At 71.2% G+C, this 18,389-nt stretch carries 21 protein-coding genes; 9 read left to right on the forward strand and 12 right to left on the reverse strand.

The features are described from left to right. Positions 1-258: 258 nt before the first annotated feature. On the reverse strand, positions 259-993 hold the full coding sequence (locus tag FNV62_RS11505) for a DNA alkylation repair protein (protein WP_097283803.1): 735 nt from the start codon (positions 991-993) through the stop codon (positions 259-261). A gap of 49 nt (positions 994-1,042) precedes the next feature. On the opposite strand from FNV62_RS11505, the gene FNV62_RS11510 reads away from it, so the two are divergent. Continuing rightward, complete coding sequence (locus FNV62_RS11510; RefSeq protein ID WP_097283804.1) at positions 1,043-1,822, forward strand: TVP38/TMEM64 family protein; 780 nt, start codon at positions 1,043-1,045, stop codon at positions 1,820-1,822. Between the two features lie 154 nt (positions 1,823-1,976). Here FNV62_RS11510 and FNV62_RS11515 read toward each other — a convergent pair whose 3' ends face one another. Beyond that, positions 1,977-3,146, reverse strand: a complete 1,170-nt coding sequence (locus FNV62_RS11515) for a thiolase family protein (RefSeq protein WP_143654660.1) — start codon at positions 3,144-3,146, stop codon at positions 1,977-1,979. A gap of 102 nt (positions 3,147-3,248) precedes the next feature. On the opposite strand from FNV62_RS11515, the gene FNV62_RS11520 reads away from it, so the two are divergent. Next, positions 3,249-3,710, forward strand: a complete 462-nt coding sequence (locus FNV62_RS11520; RefSeq protein ID WP_054229062.1) for a winged helix-turn-helix transcriptional regulator — start codon at positions 3,249-3,251, stop codon at positions 3,708-3,710. A gap of 70 nt (positions 3,711-3,780) precedes the next feature. Here FNV62_RS11520 and FNV62_RS11525 read toward each other — a convergent pair whose 3' ends face one another. From FNV62_RS11525 to FNV62_RS11535, 3 genes are read right to left on the reverse strand one after another with little or no spacing between them, the layout of a single operon-like run. Then, positions 3,781-4,512, reverse strand: a complete 732-nt coding sequence (locus FNV62_RS11525) for a cupin domain-containing protein (protein ID WP_143654661.1) — start codon at positions 4,510-4,512, stop codon at positions 3,781-3,783. Continuing rightward, a complete protein-coding gene (locus FNV62_RS11530) occupies positions 4,509-5,450 on the reverse strand; it encodes a PmoA family protein (RefSeq protein ID WP_144315180.1) in 942 nt (313 codons plus the stop codon). Before FNV62_RS11530 ends, FNV62_RS11525 begins: the two co-directional genes overlap by 4 nt. Beyond that, positions 5,447-6,649, reverse strand: a complete 1,203-nt coding sequence (locus FNV62_RS11535) for a Gfo/Idh/MocA family protein (protein WP_144315181.1) — start codon at positions 6,647-6,649, stop codon at positions 5,447-5,449. Before FNV62_RS11535 ends, FNV62_RS11530 begins: the two co-directional genes overlap by 4 nt. A gap of 367 nt (positions 6,650-7,016) precedes the next feature. Here FNV62_RS11535 and FNV62_RS11540 point away from each other — a divergent pair, with 367 nt between their 5' ends. Continuing rightward, entirely contained in the window at positions 7,017-7,892 is an 876-nt protein-coding gene (locus FNV62_RS11540; RefSeq protein ID WP_144315182.1) for an undecaprenyl-diphosphate phosphatase, read from the forward strand. A gap of 14 nt (positions 7,893-7,906) precedes the next feature. Here FNV62_RS11540 and FNV62_RS11545 read toward each other — a convergent pair whose 3' ends face one another. Beyond that, positions 7,907-8,482, reverse strand: coding sequence for a carboxymuconolactone decarboxylase family protein (locus FNV62_RS11545; RefSeq protein WP_143612815.1), 576 nt, complete (start codon positions 8,480-8,482; stop codon positions 7,907-7,909). Positions 8,483-8,556: 74 nt separating this feature from the next. Here FNV62_RS11545 and FNV62_RS57985 point away from each other — a divergent pair, with 74 nt between their 5' ends. Continuing rightward, positions 8,557-9,114 carry a winged helix-turn-helix transcriptional regulator gene (locus FNV62_RS57985; protein WP_413083834.1) on the forward strand — a complete coding sequence of 186 codons (558 nt, stop codon included), beginning with the start codon at positions 8,557-8,559 and terminating at the stop codon, positions 9,112-9,114. A 594-nt stretch (positions 9,115-9,708) separates the two neighbouring features. Next, on the forward strand, positions 9,709-9,888 hold the full coding sequence (locus FNV62_RS11555) for a hypothetical protein (RefSeq protein ID WP_075032584.1): 180 nt from the start codon (positions 9,709-9,711) through the stop codon (positions 9,886-9,888). A gap of 60 nt (positions 9,889-9,948) precedes the next feature. On the opposite strand, the gene FNV62_RS11560 is transcribed toward FNV62_RS11555, so the two are convergent. The 4 genes from FNV62_RS11560 to FNV62_RS11575 all read right to left on the reverse strand — a co-directional run bounded on the left by FNV62_RS11560 (position 9,949) and on the right by FNV62_RS11575 (position 13,253). Further along, entirely contained in the window at positions 9,949-10,689 is a 741-nt protein-coding gene (locus FNV62_RS11560; RefSeq protein ID WP_054229070.1) for an SDR family NAD(P)-dependent oxidoreductase, read from the reverse strand. 132 nt (positions 10,690-10,821) lie between these two features. Continuing rightward, entirely contained in the window at positions 10,822-11,367 is a 546-nt protein-coding gene (locus tag FNV62_RS11565; RefSeq protein ID WP_143607545.1) for a hypothetical protein, read from the reverse strand. A 179-nt stretch (positions 11,368-11,546) separates the two neighbouring features. After that, on the reverse strand, positions 11,547-12,248 hold the full coding sequence (locus FNV62_RS11570) for a maltokinase N-terminal cap-like domain-containing protein (RefSeq protein ID WP_144315183.1): 702 nt from the start codon (positions 12,246-12,248) through the stop codon (positions 11,547-11,549). A 3-nt stretch (positions 12,249-12,251) separates the two neighbouring features. Continuing rightward, positions 12,252-13,253 (reverse strand): LLM class flavin-dependent oxidoreductase, encoded by a 1,002-nt coding sequence (locus FNV62_RS11575; RefSeq protein WP_144315184.1) that lies wholly within the window; start codon positions 13,251-13,253, stop codon positions 12,252-12,254. A gap of 116 nt (positions 13,254-13,369) precedes the next feature. On the opposite strand from FNV62_RS11575, the gene FNV62_RS11580 reads away from it, so the two are divergent. Together FNV62_RS11580 and lnt are read left to right on the forward strand one after the other, a co-directional pair. Beyond that, positions 13,370-13,855, forward strand: coding sequence for a nuclear transport factor 2 family protein (locus FNV62_RS11580; RefSeq protein WP_060897185.1), 486 nt, complete (start codon positions 13,370-13,372; stop codon positions 13,853-13,855). 125 nt (positions 13,856-13,980) lie between these two features. Then, positions 13,981-15,591: an apolipoprotein N-acyltransferase gene (lnt, locus tag FNV62_RS11585; protein ID WP_144315185.1), complete on the forward strand. Its 1,611-nt coding sequence runs from the start codon at positions 13,981-13,983 to the stop codon at positions 15,589-15,591. On the opposite strand, the gene FNV62_RS11590 is transcribed toward lnt, so the two are convergent. Continuing rightward, the gene (locus FNV62_RS11590; RefSeq protein WP_097283812.1) at positions 15,509-16,420 is read right to left on the reverse strand and encodes a Gfo/Idh/MocA family protein; all 912 of its coding nucleotides are present in this window, start codon (positions 16,418-16,420) and stop codon (positions 15,509-15,511) included. The two genes, lnt and FNV62_RS11590, sit on opposite strands and share 83 nt — an antisense overlap. Positions 16,421-16,555: 135 nt before the next feature. Here FNV62_RS11590 and FNV62_RS11595 point away from each other — a divergent pair, with 135 nt between their 5' ends. After that, the gene (locus FNV62_RS11595; protein WP_060897189.1) at positions 16,556-17,068 is read left to right on the forward strand and encodes a DinB family protein; all 513 of its coding nucleotides are present in this window, start codon (positions 16,556-16,558) and stop codon (positions 17,066-17,068) included. Positions 17,069-17,199: 131 nt separating this feature from the next. Continuing rightward, positions 17,200-17,682 carry a hypothetical protein gene (locus tag FNV62_RS11600; protein ID WP_144315186.1) on the forward strand — a complete coding sequence of 161 codons (483 nt, stop codon included), beginning with the start codon at positions 17,200-17,202 and terminating at the stop codon, positions 17,680-17,682. A 22-nt stretch (positions 17,683-17,704) separates the two neighbouring features. Here FNV62_RS11600 and FNV62_RS11605 read toward each other — a convergent pair whose 3' ends face one another. Continuing rightward, positions 17,705-18,304 carry a hypothetical protein gene (locus FNV62_RS11605; RefSeq protein WP_097283814.1) on the reverse strand — a complete coding sequence of 200 codons (600 nt, stop codon included), beginning with the start codon at positions 18,302-18,304 and terminating at the stop codon, positions 17,705-17,707. Positions 18,305-18,389: the final 85 nt, after the last annotated feature.

Consider the following 18,389-nt stretch of genomic DNA (forward strand, 5'->3'; position numbering starts at 1 on the left):
GGCCGGGACGGGGACCCCAAGGACTTGCCGACCCTCCCCCTGCGGGGTCCGCCGGACGATCCGGGAAGGGTCAGCTTCGGGCGCCGTCGACGGCGGCCACGATGATCGGGACGGCAGCCTTCGGCGCATCCGCGACTGCGGATGCTGCGAGGAGGAAGGCGTGCCGGAACATGAGGCGATCATCGCCGACGCATCCGGCCACGTCGAATGGTTTTTCTCGCCACGCAGGCGGGTGTGGCGGGTGTTTCTGCTGGTGCGTCAGGGGCCGATGTTCTTGAGTGCCTCACGTACGGAGAGGGGAGCGAGGCGCTCGCGTTCCCGGGCGACGAAGGCCCGTACCGCCTCCGGATCCGTCTTCGCGTACTCGCGCAGACACCAGCCGATCGCCTTGCGCACGAAGAAGTCGGGATGTCCGGACTGCCGTACGCAGTAGGCGAAGAGCCGCTCGGTGTCGGTCGTCTCCTTGTAACGGAGCTGGTGGAGCAGCGCCGTACGGGCGACCCACAGATCGTCGTCCTCGATCCACGCGTCCATGTCGCTCTTCAGCTTCGCATCGGCGGCCACAAGGCCTCCCACTACGTGGGAGGCGAGTGCGTCGACGGTGTCCCACCAGGAGACCGTGCCGACGAGATGGCGCGCCACCGGGAGGAAAGCGGAAGAGAGTTGCCTCACATGGCGGCGCAGGTAGTCGACGGCGAAATAGTGGTACTCGCGCTCCGGCAACGCCCAGCAGCGCAGGGCCACGGCGGTGCAATCGGCCTCTACAGGGGCCGCTGTCGCGAGGAGGACCGTACGGGACAGCGTGCGGCGATCGGGCGTGGTCAGACCGAGGAAGGGGGCGACGTCCTTCATGTACGCGCGCATGGACACGGCCCGTTCCGGATCGGCCGCCGCGCCGTAGGTGGCGGTGAGCCGTTCCAGCACGGTGTCCGCGAGGGAACTGTTCGGCACCTCGAACCGCGCACCCGACGTTCCGGAAGCTGTGACGCCCATGAGACGAACCATACGGCGATCACACACACGGGTCGGTTAGTGTCGCCGAATGCTCGATGCCACCACCCGCTCTGGGGGCACCGCCACAGCCGTTCCCCCGGCTCCCGTCGCTGAGCTCTCCCTTGCCGCGGAGTTCGCCGTCTCCACACCCACGGGCCTCGCCGCCCGTTGTACGAGAGTCCTGCTCTCGCCCTGGTCCCGGCTCTCCCTGCTGCTGGTGCTGCTCGCGGCGGCCGCGTCGAGCGTGCTGCTCTTCGAACCGCAGCGGCTGCTCTCCGACGGCTGGCCGCCACAGCTCAGCGGCGCCGCGGCGGCCGTGGTGTTCGCGGTGGCGTACGGGCTGTGCACGGTGGCGTTCGTGCCCCGGCCGCTGCTCAACCTCGCGGCGGGCGCGCTCTTCGGCTCGCAGCTGGGCCTCGGCACCGCGCTCGCGGGCACGGTGCTCGGCGCCGGCGTGGCGTTCGGGCTCGGCCGGATCCTCGGGCAGGACGCGCTGCGCCCGCTGTTGCGCGCCCGCTGGCTGAAGGCGGCCGACGGACAGCTCAGCCGGCACGGCTTCCGCACGATGATGCTGGCCCGGCTCTTCCCCGGTGTGCCCTTCTGGGCGGCGAACTACTGCGCGGCCGTCTCCCGCATGGGCTGGCTGCCGTTCCTCCTCGCCACCGCCCTGGGATCGATCCCGAACACCGCCGCGTACGCCGTCGCGGGCGCCCGGGCCTCGGCGCCGACCTCCCCCGCCTTCCTGATCGCCATGGGCTTCATCGCGCTGCCGGCCCTGGTCGGCGCGGTGGTGGCCTGGCGCAAGCGCCACCACCTGCGCGGAGACTGAGCGGCCTCCGGCACTGATCGGCCTCCAGCACTGATCGATGTCCGGCACTGATCGATGTCCGGCACTCATCAGTCCCCGGCACGGCGGCTCTCGGGGAGGCGGACGGCCCGGGCCGTCCGGGTTCACACCGCCTCGGCGACCATCGCGGCCGGGTTTACACGGCCTCGATGACCATCGCGTTGGCGAGTCCGCCCGCCTCGCACATCGTCTGCAGGCCGTAGCGGGCTCCGCGCTCGCGCATCGCGTGCACGAGGGTGGTCGTCAGCCGGGTGCCGCTCGCACCGAGCGGGTGGCCGAGCGCGATCGCCCCGCCGTGCACGTTGACCCGGGACAGATCCGCGCCCGTCTCCTGCTGCCAGGTCAGAACGACGCTCGCGAAGGCCTCGTTCACCTCGAAGAGGTCGATGTCGCCGAGGGCGAGCCCCGCCTTGCGGAGCACCTTCTCGGTGGCCGGGACGACGCCCGTGAGCATCAGCAGCGGGTCGGAGCCGGTGACGGCGAAGCTGTGCAGGCGGGCGAGCGGGCGCAGGCCGAGCCTGGCCGCGGTCTCGCTCGACGTGATCAGCACGGCCGACGCGCCGTCGTTGATCGGGCTCGCGTTGCCCGCCGTGACGGACCAGTCGATCTGCGGGAAGCGCTCGGCGTAGCCCGGGTCGTAGTAGGCGGGCTTGAGTCCGGCGAGTATCTCCGTGGTGGTGGCGGGCCGGACACTCTCGTCGCGCGTCACGCCCTCCAGGGGCGCGACCTCGGCGTCGAAGAGGCCCTTGGCCCAGGCCGCGGCCGCCTTCTGGTGCGAGCCCGCCGCGAAGGCGTCCATCTGCGCGCGCGACAGGCCCCACTTGGCGGCGATGAGCTCGGCGCTGATGCCCTGCGGCACCAGGCCCTCGGGGAAGCGCGCCGCGATCCCGGGTCCGAAGGGATCCTCGGCGCCCCGGACGTTCGAGCCCATCGGCACACGGCTCATCGACTCCACACCGCAGGCGACGACCATGTCGTACGCCCCCGACAGGACGCCCTGGGCCGCGAAGTGCACGGCCTGCTGGGACGAGCCGCACTGGCGGTCCACGGTGGTCGCGGGCACCGTCTCGGGGAAGCCCGCCGAGAGCGCCGCGTACCGGGTGATGTTCGCGGCCTGCTCGCCCACCTGGCTGACGGTGCCGCCGATGACGTCGTCGATCAGCGCCGGATCGACTCCGGAGCGCTCGACGAGGGTGCGCAGTGTGTGGGCGAGGAGCTCCACGGGGTGGACGTGGGCGAGGGAGCCGTTCGGCTTGCCCTTGCCGATGGGGGTGCGTACGGCTTCGACGATGACGGCGTCACGCATGGCTGATCTCCAAACTCACCGAGTTTGTTTTCCAAACCCACTAGGTGACCCAAGAGTAACTCAGTGGGTTGGACAAACCAACCCACCCCCTAGACTGGTGGCATGAAGGACGCACGCCCCTGTTCGATCGCCGACACACTCGCTCTCGTCGGCGAGAAGTACTCCCTGTTGGTACTGCGCGAGGTGTCGCTCGGCGCCACCCGCTTCGACCAGCTCGTCCGCAACATCGGCGCACCGCGCGATGTGCTCACCGCCCGCCTGAAACGGCTCGTCGACGCGGGCGTCCTGGAGAAGGTGGAGTACAGCGACCGCCCGAAGCGCTACGAGTACCGGCCCACCCAGGCCGGTCTGGAGCTGGAGCCGGTGCTGCACACGCTGATGGCGTGGGGCGACCGCCATCTCCAGGAGGGCGGTTTCCGTCCCATGGTGCTGGAGCACACCTGCGGCCATGAGCTGGTCCCGCAGGTCGTGTGCCGGGAGTGCGGCGAGGTGGTCGAGCACGGCCACCTGACGGCCCACCCGCAGACCCCGGGCTGGACGGCGACGGGGCCTGCGGTGGCGTAGGGACCAGCCTGCACTCGCTCAGGAGGGACGGACCCGCGGTGGCGCGGGCCCGGAAGAACCCCCGCAGGGGCTAGTCGGTCCCCTTGTAGACGTCGAGCCGTCCGCACATCCCGAACTTGCCGTGTGCGGACGGCTGTTCGGTCCGTACGAGGGCGTCGGCGAGGTGGGAGACGTCGCCCCGCTCCAGCCGGTCGAGCTGCTCTCCCGTGGCCGCGGCGGCGGCCTCGGCACCGCGCCGCCACCGCTCGCGCCACGCGGCGAGTCGGGGCCGCACCAGCGCGGCCGCGGCCCGGTGGAACGCGGCGAGCGGCTCGGGCCCGTCCGCCGCGCGCAGCGCCCGGTAGCCCTCCAGGGCGAGGTCCCGCCGGGACCGGGCGACCCGCTCCTGCTCCGCCTCGGGCGCGTCGGCCGGGATCACCGTCGCGGCCGCGTACGTCTCGGGATCGGTCAGGTACGCCGGGGGCAGGGTGAGCACGGCGTCACCCGCTTCGGGGAGGCCGTTGTTCTGCATGAGGACCGTGATGCGCAGGTCGTCCTCGTTGACCAGGCGATGGATGGTGCCGGGCGTGAACCACGCGACGGTGCCGGGTTCGAGCGGTGTGACCTCGTACCCGGACGTCGTCAGCGTCTGCACCGCTCCACGTCCGCCGGTGACGACGTACGCCTCCGAACAGGTCAGGTGCAGATGGGGGGTTCCGCCGGATACTCCGTCGGGGGCGGGCCAGTCGTACACGCAGAGGTGCGAGACGGCGACGGCGCCCGGCAGCCCGGTGAACACCGGGGTCTCGTGCGCGCCGCTCACCACGGGTGCTCCTCCAGGTACTTGGCGACCTCCTCGCGTTCCCAGGCCCCGTCGGCCACGACGACGCGGTAGCGGCGGGTGAGGGTGGCGCCGGGGGCGAGTTCGAGCTCTTCGAAGAAGGCGAACGAGGGGGCGACGGCGGCGAACGGATCGTTGCGCACGAACCAGTGGGCCGGATGGGCGCCGCCCTCCCCGGTGTGGTCGTTCTCGGGACCGTGCGCGAAGACGAGCGTCGCGTGGCCGTCGGCACCGTCGTGCTCGCCGGAGTACGCGATCCAAGGCGCCTGCTGCCCCATCAGGCCGGGCCCTTCGGAGTCCGGCCCGATGATCCGGCCGTCCCGGAAGGAACGCGGTCCGCGCCAGAACAGGCCCGTGTAGCCGGCCATCTCCCGCCCCGCGGTGGTCGGGCTGCCGAAGCGCAGCGGCTCGTCCCGGCGGTTGGTGACCGCGGTCGTCCAGGTCAGCGCCCAGGAACCCGACGCGGGATCGACGTCGTGCACCTCGACGCGGCGCTCCTCCTCGGCCCACAGCTCACCGTCGTACGGATGCCAGGTGAGGCGCTCGGCGATGACCGCGCGGCTCCCGTCCGAGACCACCTCGTCGAAGCCGACGTGGGCCATCGACCCGACGCGCTCCGGGAGTTCGAGGTATCCCTCTCCGTGGACGTACGTGTTGCCGCCCCACAGGTTGGAGCCCGACAGGTGGGAGGCCGTCATCTGGAGGCCCTTGTGCCAGCGGTGGTCGTTGGGCCGGTAGTCCGTGACGATGTCGCCGGCCAGCGTCCTGAGGGGGTGCAGATACGGCTTGGGGGCCTCCCAGGCGGCCTCGGGCCGGTAGACGTAGCTCAACAGCTCCACACCGGTGGTCGTGTCGCTGATCGTGATGCGATCGCCATGGGCGTGGACGATACGCAGCGCACCCTGGGCGAACTCGGTCATGCCGACACCTCCTGGCTCACGGTGGACGTGGACTCGCCGGCGGACGCTGCGGGCGGCGCCCAGCCCGGCGCATCCCCGTGCAGGGCCGTGTAGAACGGGTCCCCGGGCCCGACCTCCCCCACGCGGACGGTCGTGTCCGTGAACGCCGACTTGTAGAGCGCGGTGATCAGTTCCAGACTCGTACGCCCGTCGGCACCGCTGCTGCGCGGCCGCTCACCCGCGCGCATGCTCGCGACCAGCTCCCGCAGCTGCTCCAGATGCGAGCTGGGCACGTCCGTACCGAAGTCACGCCAGGCCGCCACGTCCTCGTCGGACACGTCGGGGGCCGGGGTGATCCGCCAGTTGTCGTTGCTGTGGCCGTAGAGGTGCGTGAGCTCGACGGTGGCGCGTTCGCAGTCGATACGGATGCGGCTCACCTCGTCCGGGCTCAGGACGCTGTTGACGATCGTGGCCAGCGCGCCGCTCTCGAAGCGGACGAGGGCGGTCGAGACGTCCTCCGTCTCCACGTCGTGCACCAGGCGCCCGGCCATCGCCCGCACCTCGCTCCACGGCCCCATCAGGTCCAGGAGCAGGTCCATCTGATGGATGCCGTGTCCCATCGCGGGCCCGCCGCCCTCGGTCTCCCAGCGCCCGCGCCAGGGCACGGCGTAGTACTCGGCGTTGCGGTACCAGGTGGTCTGGCAGTGCGCGACGAGCGGGCGGCCCATGGTCCGCTCGGCGATGAGGCGCCGCACGTGCCGGGACCCGGAGCCGAACCGGTGCTGGAAGACGATGGCAGCGTACGGGCCCCCGTCCGTCCCCTCCTCCGCCTCGACGGCGTCGAAGTCGGCGAGCGTCAGGACCGGCGGCTTCTCGCACCAGACCCAGGCTCCGGCGCGCAGCGCGGCGACGGTCTGGTCGCGGTGCAGGGTCGGCGGGGTGCAGATCGCGACCAGGTCCGGCCGCTGCTCCTCCAGCATGCGGTCCAGATCGGTGTACGCGTGCGGGATGCCCGCCTCGGCGCAGAACTTCTGGACGGCGTCCTCCGCGATGTCGACCGCGGCGACGATCTCCGTCTCGCCCTCCTCGGCGAGCCGGGCGAGCGCGGGAACATGGCTCCCGCGCGCGATGGCGCCCGTACCGATGACGGCGGCCCGGATACGGCGGCCCGGATACGGGGTCGCGGGACGGTTGGGGGCGGACTCGGTGCTGTTACTCATGTACGTGATCAGCGCTCCATCGGACGTCACGTCAGACGTTGGCCAACGCATGGTGTCACCGAGACGGAACCGGCGGCAGCAAGCGCTTTCTCTTCTGCTGCAACGTATGCGCCGGTCCAGTGGCAGGTCAACACCCTCGTCACCCGGTGGACAACGTTGCCCACCGGCCTCGGCACAGGACCGTCACGGCCCACCCTCCGTCCGCCCACCGCTCGTCCACCGCCCGACCACCGTCTGCGCCCGAAACCCCTGTGGCCGAGCCGTCCTTGGGGGACGCTACGCTGCCACCAACACCCGTGATCACCGCGCACAGCGGCCCGGCGTGCCCGTCGCCCCTTTCCGATCAGCGCTTGGACCACCTCACTTCATGTCTTGGTTTGAATCCCTCATCCTCGGACTCGTCCAGGGGCTGACCGAATTCCTTCCCGTCTCCTCCAGTGCGCATCTGCGCCTGACGGCGGCGTTCTCCGGCTGGGAGGACCCCGGAGCGGCCTTCACCGCGATCACCCAGCTCGGCACGGAGGCGGCGGTACTGATCTACTTCCGCAAGGATGTCGGCCGGATCCTCGCGGCGTGGTTCCGCTCGCTCACGAACAAGGAGTTGCGCGGGAACCACGACGCCCAGATGGGCTGGCTGGTCATCGTCGGCTCCATACCCATCGGCGTGCTCGGCCTGACACTCAAGGACCAGATCGAGGGCCCGTTCCGCGATCTGCGGATCACCGCGACCATGCTCATCGTCATGGGCGTGGTCATCGGCATCGCCGACCGGCTCGCGGCGCGTGACGAGACCGGCGGGAAGCACCGGGCACCCAAGCAGCGCAAGGCCCTCGAGGACCTGAACGTCAAGGACGGCCTGCTGTACGGCCTCTGCCAGGCGATGGCCCTGATCCCCGGCGTCTCCCGGTCCGGGGCGACCATCAGCGGCGGCCTCTTCATGGGCTACACCCGCGCGGCGGCGGCCCGCTACTCCTTCCTCCTCGCCATGCCGGCCGTGCTCGCCTCGGGCGCCTTCGAGGTCAAGGACGCCACCGCGAACGGCCATGTGGCGTGGGGGCCGACCATCTTCGCGACGGTGATCGCGTTCGCGGTCGGTTACGCCGTCATCGCGTGGTTCATGAAGTTCATCTCGCACAAGAGCTTCATGCCGTTCGTCTGGTACCGGATCGCGCTCGGCATCATCATCATCGCGCTGGTCTCGACCGGCGGCCTGAGCCCGCACGCGGCCGAGTCCGCGGGCTGACGGCTCACCACCCCTCAGGCGCCCGAGCGGTCCGTCCCGGGCAGGGCGAGCGCCCAGGGTTCCGGTTCGATCCGCGCACCGTTGGCGACATACGCGATCGTGCGGTACCAGCCCGCGAGGACCAGCAGTTCGAGGACTTCGGGCTCGTCGAGGTGCTCCCGCAGTCCGCTCCAGGCCGCGTCGCTCACCCGGGCCGTGTCGTGCAGTTCGTCGACGGCACGGAGCAGCGCCGCCTGCCGCCCGGACCAGGCCGGATGGTCGGGTCCGCCGGCCGCCGTGAGCGTCACCTGCCGCGGGGTGAGTCCGGCCGTCTCGGCGTACGTCGCCATGTGGACGCCCCACTCGTACGCGCATCCGGAGCGGGCGGCGACGCGGGCGATGACGAGTTCTCGGTCGGCGTCGCTCAGCCGGCCGTGGACGAGGAGGCCCGCGCCCAGTGCCCGCATGCGCGAGGCCAGTTCCGGGTGGCGCTCCAGCACCTTGAACAGCATCAGGGGATCACGGGCGACACCGGGCGGCATCCACCGGTGCAACGCGCGGTCGGTCTCGGGCTCGTAGGGCGGCGTGACGCCGTCGATGCGCTGCCTCATAGCTCGTAGCCTTGCGCTTCTGAAATCGAAGCGCAAGAGTGGGAGGTGAGCGACTGCCAGCGAGAGGTACGCACTTGGGCACGACACCCGCGCCGAACGATTCGACGTCCGGCGTTCCGCGGCGGGGCGATCCGGGCCCCGGCGGCCCTTTCGAGGGCACGGGCACCTCGGCTCCCGGCGGCTCCGTTCAGGGCGCGGGCATCCCGGCACCCGGCAGCAGTGGTCACGCACCGGAAGCCCCTGGTCCCGGCTTCCCCACGTCTGACACCACCGCCCCCGGCACCCCCGTCCCCGCCATTCCCACACCCGGCCGCCCCGTGCGCGGCTCGGCCGACGGTCGTCCCATCATGGCGGCGCTGGATCTGCTCGGTCGACGCTGGACACTGCGGGTCATCTGGGAACTCCACGTCGACGGCACCCCGATCGGCTTCCGGGACCTCCAGCGCCGCTGCGACGACATGTCCTCCAGCGTCCTGTCCACGCGCCTCACGGAACTGCGCGAGGCAGGCATCGCCGCGTCCACATCGACGGCGGCGCAGCCGGCGTGGCATCTCACCTCGCTCGGCGACGACCTGGTCACCGCGATGGGGCCGCTGCTGGACTGGTCCCGCGCCTGGGCCGAGCGGCGGTGAGCCGACCCCGGCCGCCTCGGCGAAAGTCCGGCGACAGCGCACCTCCGACCTGCCCCTACGCCAGCACATGGGCCTGATCCGACCTGCCCATACTCCAGCGCATGGCCCTGACCCAGCAGTTCGCCCGAGTCACTCCGGAGTACTTGGCTGTGTCGCGGTTCGGCCCTCGACTCCCCCGGCGCCGCCCCCTCATGGGGACCCTCCGCCCGACGACGTCCTGGACACCGACCGGGCGTTGTGGGGCCTGCTCCGGTACTGCCGCGGGACGGCACGCCGCGCACCCCCTCCACGCCGCCCTCTCGCCCTGCTCGAAGCGGACATCGACCAGGTCCTCGCGGGCCTGCCGGACGACCCCGCGGCAGCGGCCTCGGCCGTCGGATTCCAGGGATTCCGGGGTGACGTGCGCTCTACCTGGTCGAGCAGTTCCTCGCGCTAAGGGCCTTCTTCCGGGACGCTCAACTCCAGGGCCAGCGCGTCACCGTATGGATCGACTGAGCCCGTTCGCGTCACTCCGCGTCGGCCGTGACGAACCGCATACGGGATGAGTAGCCGCCCGGTAGCGCAGTGTCAGTCCTTGCCCCTAGGCTGGTGCGCATGTCCCCCGATTTAATGTCCTCTGGTTCCGTGCGGTCCGCTGCGGCGCTGAACGAGCAGATCCGCGCCTTGTGGATGCGCGCGGGCGGCTCCCTCTCCGCCCAGGAGCGCGCGGAGTACGAGCTGCTGGTCGTGAAGTGGGCGGAAGCGATACGCGGAGAGGTCGTCGAGGCCGCGTGAGACCGGGCATGGGGACCCGCACGAAGTCCAAGGGCCGGTGACCGGCACCCCTGTCGGGGCTCACCGTCCCCCGGACACCCGCAACACCGCCCCCGTCGTGTACGACGCGTCGGGCGACATCAACCACGCGATGGCCGCGGCGACTTCCTCGGCCTGCCCGACGCGACGCAGCGGAATCGACGAGGCGGCGCGCTCGGCGCGGCCCGGATCTCCGCTGGTGGCGTGCATCTCCGTGGCGATCATGCCGGGTGCGACCGCGTTGACGCGGATGCCGTCCGGGCCGAGTTCCTTGGCGAGACCCACCGTCAGAGCGTCGACGGCGGCCTTGGTGGCCGCGTAGTGGACGAAGTCACCGGGGCTGCCGAGTGTGGCCGCCGCCGAGGACACATTGACGATGACGCCGCTCCCCCAGGCCGCCATGGACCGGGCGGCCCGCCGCGAACACAGCAGCGTGCCCAGCAGGTTGACGTCCACCACACGCCGTAGATCGGCGGGGTCGGTGTCCGCGAGCCTGCCGAGCGGACCGGTCACACCGGCGTTGTTCACCAGTCCCGTCACCGGCCCGAGCCGGTCCGCCGCCGTGTCGAAGAGCCGCTCGACGTCGTCCTCGTCGGAGGTGTCCACGCGTACCGTGACGCAGCGGGCCCCGGCCGCGCGGACGGCGCTCGCGGTCCACTCGGCGGCGGCGCCGTCGCGCACGTACCCCACCGCGACGTCGTGTCCGTCCGCCGCGAGACGCGCGCACGTCGCGGCACCGATCCCCCGGCTGCCGCCCGTGACGACGGTGACATGGCGTGTCATACGTGCCTCCTGGTGGCGAACGGGCAACCCGGGTCCGTATCGAGCCCGTACTCGTCTTCGATCACTCTACGATCGAGGACGCACCGCCGGGCAAGGGGTGAGGGTGCGTCAACACGCCCTCATGGGTACGTCCTAGGCGACGGGGTCCGCGGCGACGTACGGCACACGGAACACACGGCCTCGGGGCCCCCGCAGCCCGGGGACGCCCTGCCACAGCACGGCCCCGTTCGCGCGCTCCCAGCCCGCGGTCGCCCGGGACCGCGCCCACTGGGTCAGGGCGAGCGTGACCAGCATGATCGGCGGCAGCACTTGATGGGCCGCCAGGCCGATGAACACGAGCCAGCAGGCCATGACTCCCCCGAATACCGCCGTGCGCCGCAGCAACAGCCGCCGCACCGCGTCCTGCCCGTCGCGTGGTGCGGCGACGCTCTCGATCGGCTCGGCATCGTCGTAGGTGCGGCGCAGGCGGGCGGGGAGACGAAGACCCATCGGCAGCAGCAGCACGGACACGACAGCGATCGCTGTCGATCCCATCAACAGCGTCGCGCGGTCGGGCGCCGTGCCGACCAGGGCAAGCAGCACCGCTTCGGACAGCACCGCGCCCGCGGCCATCATCAGCGCGGAGATCCGCTCCAGATACACCACGCGTATCAGCCCGTCGCGCGCGTCACCAGCCACCGTCGTACCCCTCTCACCGCCCGGACGCCCCCACGGGCAGGCAAGATCCAACTCCGGGCGGAACACGAGGTCAATACGCGAGAGTTCGAGAACGCGCGGTCTTGACCATCACTTGGCCGATGAGGACAGGACGATGCCGGCGTACGCGTCGTCGTCCCAGGAGCCGGACGGGCCGATGGTCAACGCGCCGTGTCGCGCAGGACGACGAACAGGCCGCGGCTCTCGTCGCCGTTCTTCGCCCGCCAGTCGGCGAGGACATGTCCTCGGGCCGACCGGGCCGCAGGGGACTGGGCAGCCTGCGAGTCGGACCGGAGGACGCGCATGACGTCGATGGTCACGGCGCCCGCCGACCGACTGTGCGGCCCGGCTTCTTCCTTGGTCTCCACCATGAGGGCGGTGCCGTGCTGCCGGTCGTCGACGGCTGCCGACGCGATCACGGTGGAGAAGCCGACTCCAGTGAAGTGACTCGTGACGGAGGGCGCGGGGGTGTCGGTCTCGCTCTGCGCCTGCGGCTCGGCGCGGCCCTGGAGGAGTTCGAGCAGTTGAGCGACGAGGACCGGGTCATGGGTCCCGTCGTACACCCACCGCCGTCCCAGCACCCCGTGCTCGGACGTGCCGATGAGCGCCCGATCGGCTCCGTCGAGCGGCGCCCCACGGTAGCTGAGCGGCACGTGGTAGGAGCGCGGTCGCTCACCGGAGTTGTCCGTGACCACCATGAACTCGATTCCCACCTCCCCTTGGGGATCATCGAGCCGGAACCCACCGGCCTTGGTCAGGTGCGGCTCGCTCGCCGTGCCGATGTACCACGGCTGCCTGGGAAGCCAGGCGGCGAGGAGTTCCAGCTTGCTGGGCGTCATCGTGGTCTTGTAGATCACAGCCATGCTTCATGAACGTCGCCCGTCGGCACGATGTTCCTCCATGACGTGCCGCTTGACGAGTTCGTACGACCTCAGTCGGTCGGCCAACGCGTAGACCGGCGTCACCAGCATGAGTTCGTCGGCACCCGTCAGGTCCACCAGGTCCGTCAGGTGCTTCGCGACGGTCTCGGGTGAGCCGTGTGCCTGATGGGCACGGAAGCGCGTCAGCACGCGCGCTTCTTCCGCGGTGAACGAGTGGGCCGCCGCCTCTTCGGGCGTGGGGAAGGGAATGTCGCCTCGCCCCTTGAGGAGTCCGGCCTTGACGACGTCCATCGGGCCGGCCAGCCGGGCCGCCTCCTCATCGGTCTCGGCGCATACCGTTTCCACGCAGATCAGCACGCGCGGGCGAGCGCACCAGCGGGAGGGGGAGAAACGCTCGCGGTAGTGGCCGAGCGCGGCCAGGGTGTTGTCGGGACGAATGTGATGGGCGAAGGCGATCGGCAGCCCGAGTTCCGCGGCGAGCGCGGCGCCCGCCGCGGACGATGAGAGCAGCCACGGCTCCGGGAGCGGGCTGAGCGCGACTTCGTCCACCAGGAGACGCAGAGTCGAGGACACGTCGTCGCGGTACTCGTCGTCCGTTGTCGGACCGGCCCCGCGGCGCAGGGCCCGCGCCGTGGAATCGTCGAAGGTACCCGGGCCGCGGCCGATGCCCAGGTCGATCCGGCCCGCGTGCAGTGCGGACAGCGTGCCGAATTGCTCCGCCAGCATGATCGGGGCGTGGTTCGGAGCGAGAACGCCGCCGGAGCCGAGACGGATGGACGACGTCAACGCGGCCGCGTGGGCGGTCAGGACGACGGGCGGGAACGCTCCGATGGCCGGGGAATGGTGATGCTCGGCGTACCAGAGTCGCAGGTAACCGAGGTCTTCGAGGCGCCGGGCGAACTCGGTGGTGTCTCGTAACGTGTCTGCGGCTCCTGCGCCCGCTTGGACCATGGCCACTTCGAGCGCGCTGAGCGGTACGGTGATCATCCGATCAGTATAGAAATCGCCCATCCATACCAACTCCCTTTGCTTACGAGGCGGAGTTATACACCTGTTGGCGCACGCCCCTTGGCTGCGCACCCGCCGTGGCCAACACTGAGCCGATGACGCAGCGTGTAGAGCTCGCGACCGTGATGGACCGATTCGCCGTGGACGGACTCGTGACCGAGTACGCGGTGGCCGTGGACGACGGCGACTGGGAGGCGTACCGGAGGCTGTTCGCACCGGACGGACGCGCCGACTACCGCTCGGCCGGCGGGATCGAGGGCGGCGCCGACGAGGTCGCGGGATGGCTCGCGCAGAGCATGGAGCTCTTCCCCATGCGCCAGCATCTGATCGTGAACCGGCGGCTGCGGTTCGGGTCGCTGGACCAGGACACGGGCGACACGGCCCGGGTCCAGGCGGACTACATCAATCCGATGCGGTTCGCGGGCCACGACGGTGGGTCCACGGCGCCCGACTTCGTGTGCGGCGGCCGGTACGCCTTCGAGCTGGTGCGTACGGACCTGGGCTGGCGCCTGCGCGAGGTCGTCGTCCAGGAGAAATGGCGCCGCGCGCCACAGCCGGGCCGGGAACCCGCCGCCACCTGACCGGACGCGCCGACCGCAAGCCGCCTGAGTACCCCCATGACCGGAAAGCCCTGACGGGAGGCCCTCTGTCGGAGATCGTCGCCGACGCGCACACTGGAGGCATCCCCCGGGGAGGGAGGCCCTGTATGAAGAGGCCCGAGCGTTGGCCCGAGCGTTGGCTGGGCAGTGGGCCCGATCTGTGGCTCGCCTCCCCGTGGCGGCGCGCGATCGTCGCCGTACTGGCCGGCGCACTGCCGATGCTCGCCTTCCCCGCCCCTTCATGGTGGTGGTTCGCGTACGTCGCCCTCGTGCCCTGGATCCTGCTGGCCCGCTCGGCCCCGACGGGCAGGCGGGCCGCCTACGACGGCTGGTTCGGCGGGCTGGGATTCATACTGGCCGTGCACCACTGGCTGCTGCCGAGTCTGAATGTGTTCACGGTCGTCATAGCGGCACTGCTCGGCGCGCTGTGGGCGCCCTGGGGCTGGCTCGTCCGGCGGTTCCTCGGCGGGGTGCCCTCGGCGGGGCGGGTCGGGGCCGCGCTCCTCGTCCTGCCGTCGGGGTGGCTGATGGTCGAACTCGTCCGGTCCTGGCAGGGCCTCGGCGGGCCCTGGGGACTGCTCGGGTCGAGCCAGTGGCAGGTCGGACCCGCGCTGCGGCTCGCGTCGGTCGGCGGGGTGTGGCTGCTCAGCTTCCTGGTGGTCGCCGTCAATGTGGCGGTCGCCGTACTGGTCGCGGTGCGTGAGTCCCGTGTGCCCGCCGTCGCCGGACTCGTCGCGACGGCCGCCGTGACCTCGGCGACCTGGGTGTGGTCGCCGCGCCCGGACGTGAGGGGCCAGGTACGGATCGCCGTCGTACAGCCCGGGGTGATCGGCGGCGCGGACAGTGCCGAGGCGCGTTTCTCACGCGAGGAGGCCCTCACCCGCACCCTCGCCGGACAGGATCCCGACCTCGTCGTCTGGGGTGAGAGCAGCGTCGGCTTCGACCTCGCGCACCGCCCCGACCTGGCGAACCGGCTCGCCGCGCTGTCCCGGCTGACCGGCGCCGACCTCATGGTGAACGTCGACGCGCACCGCTCCGACCGGCCCGGGATCTACAAGAGTTCGGTCCTGGTGGGACCGCAGGGCCCGACCGGCGACCGCTACGACAAGATGCGGCTCGTCCCCTTCGGCGAGTACATACCCGCGCGTTCCCTCCTCGGCTGGGCGACCTCGGTCGGGAAAGCGGCGGGCGAGGACCGCAGGAAGGGCACCGAGCAGGTCGTGATGAACGTCGGGCACGGACTGCGCGTCGGCCCGCTGATCTGCTTCGAGACCGCCTTCCCCGACATGAGCCGCCATCTCGCCCAGGACGGCGCCGGGGTGCTCCTCGCACAGTCCTCGACCTCGACCTTCCAGCACAGCTGGGCCCCCGAGCAGCACGCCTCGCTCGCCGCGCTGCGGGCCGCCGAGACCGGCCGCCCGATGGTGCACGCGACGCTGACCGGCGTCTCCGCCGTCTACGGCCCGAGCGGCGAGCGGATCGGCTCCTGGCTCGGCACGGACGCGAGCGCGGCGGTGGTCTACGACGTACCGCTCGCGCACGGCGTCACCCCGTACGTCCGGTTCGGCGACTGGCCGGTGCACGCGGCGCTGCTGATCCTGGCGGGGCTGTGCGCGACGGAGGGCTTCCGCGCGTTCAGGCCCCGGCGGACCGCTCCTGAACCGCTCGTACCACCCGCTCGCACAGTTCATGAGTCGCCAGCGCGTCACGGGCGCTGAGTACCTTGCCGGCGCGCACCGCGTCGAGGAAGGCGAGCACACTCTGCTCGATGCCGCGCTGCCGGGCCACCGGCACCCAGTCCCCGCGCCGCCGCACCGAAGGCTGACCCTTGTGGTCGATCACCTCCGCGAGGTTGACCACCTGACGCTTGGTGTCCTGCCCCGAGACCTCGAGGATCTCCTCCGCCGAGCCGCTCAGCCGGTTCATCACACCCAGCGCCGTGAAGCCGTCCCCGGCGAGTTGCAGCACGACATGGTGCACCAGGCCGTCCTCGACCCGGGCCCGCACGCTCACGTCGTCGATCGGCCCCGGCGCCAGGAAACGCAGCGTGTCCACGACATGGATGAAGTCGTCGAGGACCATCGTGCGCACGTCCTCGGGCAGCCCTATGCGGTTCTTCTGCATCAGGATCAGGTCGCGGGGGTGATCGGCGCACTGTGTGTACCCGGGCGCGTGACGCCGGTTGAAGCCGACGGCGAGGCTGACGTTCCGTTCCTCCGCGAGCCGCACCAGACGCTCGGAGTCGGCGAGTTCGTACGCGAGCGGCTTGTCGACGAAGGTCGGCACGCCCGCTTCCAGCAGCCGCGTCACGATCTCGGGGTGCGCGACGGTCGCCGCGTGCACGAAGGCCGCGTCGAGGTTCTGCGCCAGCAGATCCGACAGGTCCGTGTGCCGCTGCTCCGGCGGCAGGCGGAGGCTGTCGCCGACCCGGGCCAGCGTCGCGGGCGTCCGCGTCTGCAGATGCAGCTCGACCCCCGGCTGGACACCGAGCACCGGCAGGTACGCCTTCTGCGCGATGTCGCCGAGTCCGATGCAGCCGACCTTCACGGGGTTCTCCTTCAGTTGCGACGCGGGCCTCGCCGGAAGCATACGGCCGCCGTGGCAGGCGGGCAGCAGCTCGGCGACAGTCGGGGGGCAGGAAAAGCCCTGGTGAACGACCGTGCGCTCGACGAAAATACGGGCATGACGAAGCAGCGCACCGAGCCCGCCACCAACGCCGACGAACGGTCCATGCTGGAGGGCTGGCTCGACTACCACCGCGAGACCCTGGAGATGAAGTGCGCGGGCCTCGACGACGCCCAGCTCAAGACCGCCTCGGTCGAGCCCTCCGAGTTGTCCCTGCTGGGTCTGGTGCGGCACATGGCGGAGGTGGAGCGTGGCTGGTTCCGCAAGGTTCTGGTGGGCGACGATCCGGGGCCGATCTACTGCAGCGAGGAGGACCGGGACGGAGAGTTCCATCTCACCGACGCGGACACCTGGGACGAGGCGTACACCACCTGGCAGGCCGAGATCGGGATCGCCCGACGCAACGCGGCTCGTTTCGCGCTGGACGACGCCTGCGAGGGCAGGAGCAAGTTCACCGATGACCCCATCAACCTGCGGTGGATCTACACCCACATGATCGAGGAGTACGCGCGTCACAACGGTCACGCGGATCTGATCCGGGAGCGGATCGACGGCGCCACGGGTGAGTGAGACAGGGGGACTCGGCGTCGGGTCACCCTGCGGACACCGGCGCCCTCCGCAGGGGCGGAAGGATCACCCGTGTGGGGCAACCTCCGCTTGTCAGCTCCCCAAAGCGGTCCGGACGCAGCAGAGTTGAGCGGGTGCATCGAACGACGACCGCCGCAACGCTCCTGGTCACCATGGCCACCGCCACGCTCTCAGGCTGTGTGACCGTCCCGCGACCGCCCGCTCCCACCCTGCCGACCGCGCCGTCCAGGCCGTCGCCGCCGCATCCCGACGGCAAGGCCGGGCCGCAGATCGTGCAGGCGCCGGCGCGCGAGGCGCTGGAACTCATCGGGCCGTCCCGGAAGCCGTCACCGAGCGCTCCGGCGCCGCACCGTACGCCCGTCCCGGCGCCCGCCGCCCCGCAGGCCCCTCCGCGCCACCCGGGCGCCGCGCGTCACCCACACCCGCAGCCTCACCCCCACCCACAACCCCACCGACCCGCACCCCGCACCGACGTCCCGCCCGTCGCCCCCGAGCCGCCGAACAACACGGACGTGTGTGCCCTCGGCCGGAAGTACGGAGGCTGGAAGGCGGACAGCCCGGAGGCGGTCATCTGCAAGCGGTCGTACGGGCATTGACCACGGCCGGTGTCCGCGGGATCTAGGGGCGCTGTCTCGGCGGCCCGAGGGTCTCCCCTCCGGACCCACCGAAGGGACCGGGCCGCTCGACGGAGCCGGGCCCCTCGACGGAGCCGGGATCCTCCCCCGGCCCTCCGTGCGACGGGCCCGTCCCGTCGAGTCTCAACTCCAGACGGCCGATCGCCGCGCGTACGCCGTCCCCGTAACGGTCGTTCCCGAGGGCTCCGGCCGCGCCCCGGGCGCTGCGCAGATGGCTGCGGGCGGCTTCGGAGCGGCCGAGTTTCACATAGTCGGCCGCGAGGTTCAGGTGCAGCGACGGGTAGAACGCGCGCGCCGCGAGCGACCGGTGACGCTCGGCGGCGTCGCCGTCGGTGAGTTCCTCGGCCGCCGACAACGCCCGCAGGTCCCAGGCCAGTTCGTCCGCGGGGTCGTCCTGCGTGTCCGCCAGGTAGTGCGCCAGGGTGCAGCGGTGCAGGGGGTCGCCGTCCTCGCCGATCTCCCCCCACAGATCCAGGAAACGCCCCCGGGCCTCCTCACGGTCACCACCGTGGTGCAGCATGACGACCTGGCCGATCCGGGTCATCATGGCGTCCGGCGCCGCCTGCTCCTGTTGCTCCGCCACCGCGTCCTCCAGGCTCGTCGCTGTCCCTTCCGACGCTAACCGGACACACTGACAATGAGGCTCAGGCGCCCCCGGACACCACTGA

The sequence above is a fragment of the Streptomyces sp. RLB3-17 genome (assembly GCF_007113425.2).
Classification (GTDB): domain Bacteria; phylum Actinomycetota; class Actinomycetes; order Streptomycetales; family Streptomycetaceae; genus Streptomyces; species Streptomyces mirabilis_D.

Bases quoted from the DNA above. Each gene is read 5' to 3' on its own strand.
- FNV62_RS11540 (WP_144315182.1), top strand. From the start codon at position 7,017: ATGTCTTGGTTTGAATCCCTCATCCTCGGACTCGTCCAGGGGCTGACC.
- FNV62_RS11580 (WP_060897185.1), top strand. From the start codon at position 13,370: ATGACGCAGCGTGTAGAGCTCGCGACCGTGATGGACCGATTCGCCGTG.
- FNV62_RS11555 (WP_075032584.1), top strand. From the start codon at position 9,709: ATGTCCCCCGATTTAATGTCCTCTGGTTCCGTGCGGTCCGCTGCGGCG.
- FNV62_RS11545 (WP_143612815.1), bottom strand. From the start codon at position 8,482: ATGAGGCAGCGCATCGACGGCGTCACGCCGCCCTACGAGCCCGAGACC.
- lnt (WP_144315185.1), top strand. From the start codon at position 13,981: ATGAAGAGGCCCGAGCGTTGGCCCGAGCGTTGGCTGGGCAGTGGGCCC.
- FNV62_RS11530 (WP_144315180.1), bottom strand. From the start codon at position 5,450: ATGACCGAGTTCGCCCAGGGTGCGCTGCGTATCGTCCACGCCCATGGC.
- FNV62_RS11570 (WP_144315183.1), bottom strand. From the start codon at position 12,248: ATGGCTGTGATCTACAAGACCACGATGACGCCCAGCAAGCTGGAACTC.
- FNV62_RS11510 (WP_097283804.1), top strand. From the start codon at position 1,043: ATGCTCGATGCCACCACCCGCTCTGGGGGCACCGCCACAGCCGTTCCC.
- FNV62_RS11515 (WP_143654660.1), bottom strand. From the start codon at position 3,146: ATGCGTGACGCCGTCATCGTCGAAGCCGTACGCACCCCCATCGGCAAG.
- FNV62_RS11560 (WP_054229070.1), bottom strand. From the start codon at position 10,689: ATGACACGCCATGTCACCGTCGTCACGGGCGGCAGCCGGGGGATCGGT.
- FNV62_RS11595 (WP_060897189.1), top strand. From the start codon at position 16,556: ATGACGAAGCAGCGCACCGAGCCCGCCACCAACGCCGACGAACGGTCC.
- FNV62_RS11505 (WP_097283803.1), bottom strand. From the start codon at position 993: ATGGGCGTCACAGCTTCCGGAACGTCGGGTGCGCGGTTCGAGGTGCCG.
- FNV62_RS11535 (WP_144315181.1), bottom strand. From the start codon at position 6,649: ATGAGTAACAGCACCGAGTCCGCCCCCAACCGTCCCGCGACCCCGTAT.
- FNV62_RS11575 (WP_144315184.1), bottom strand. From the start codon at position 13,253: ATGATCACCGTACCGCTCAGCGCGCTCGAAGTGGCCATGGTCCAAGCG.
- FNV62_RS11520 (WP_054229062.1), top strand. From the start codon at position 3,249: ATGAAGGACGCACGCCCCTGTTCGATCGCCGACACACTCGCTCTCGTC.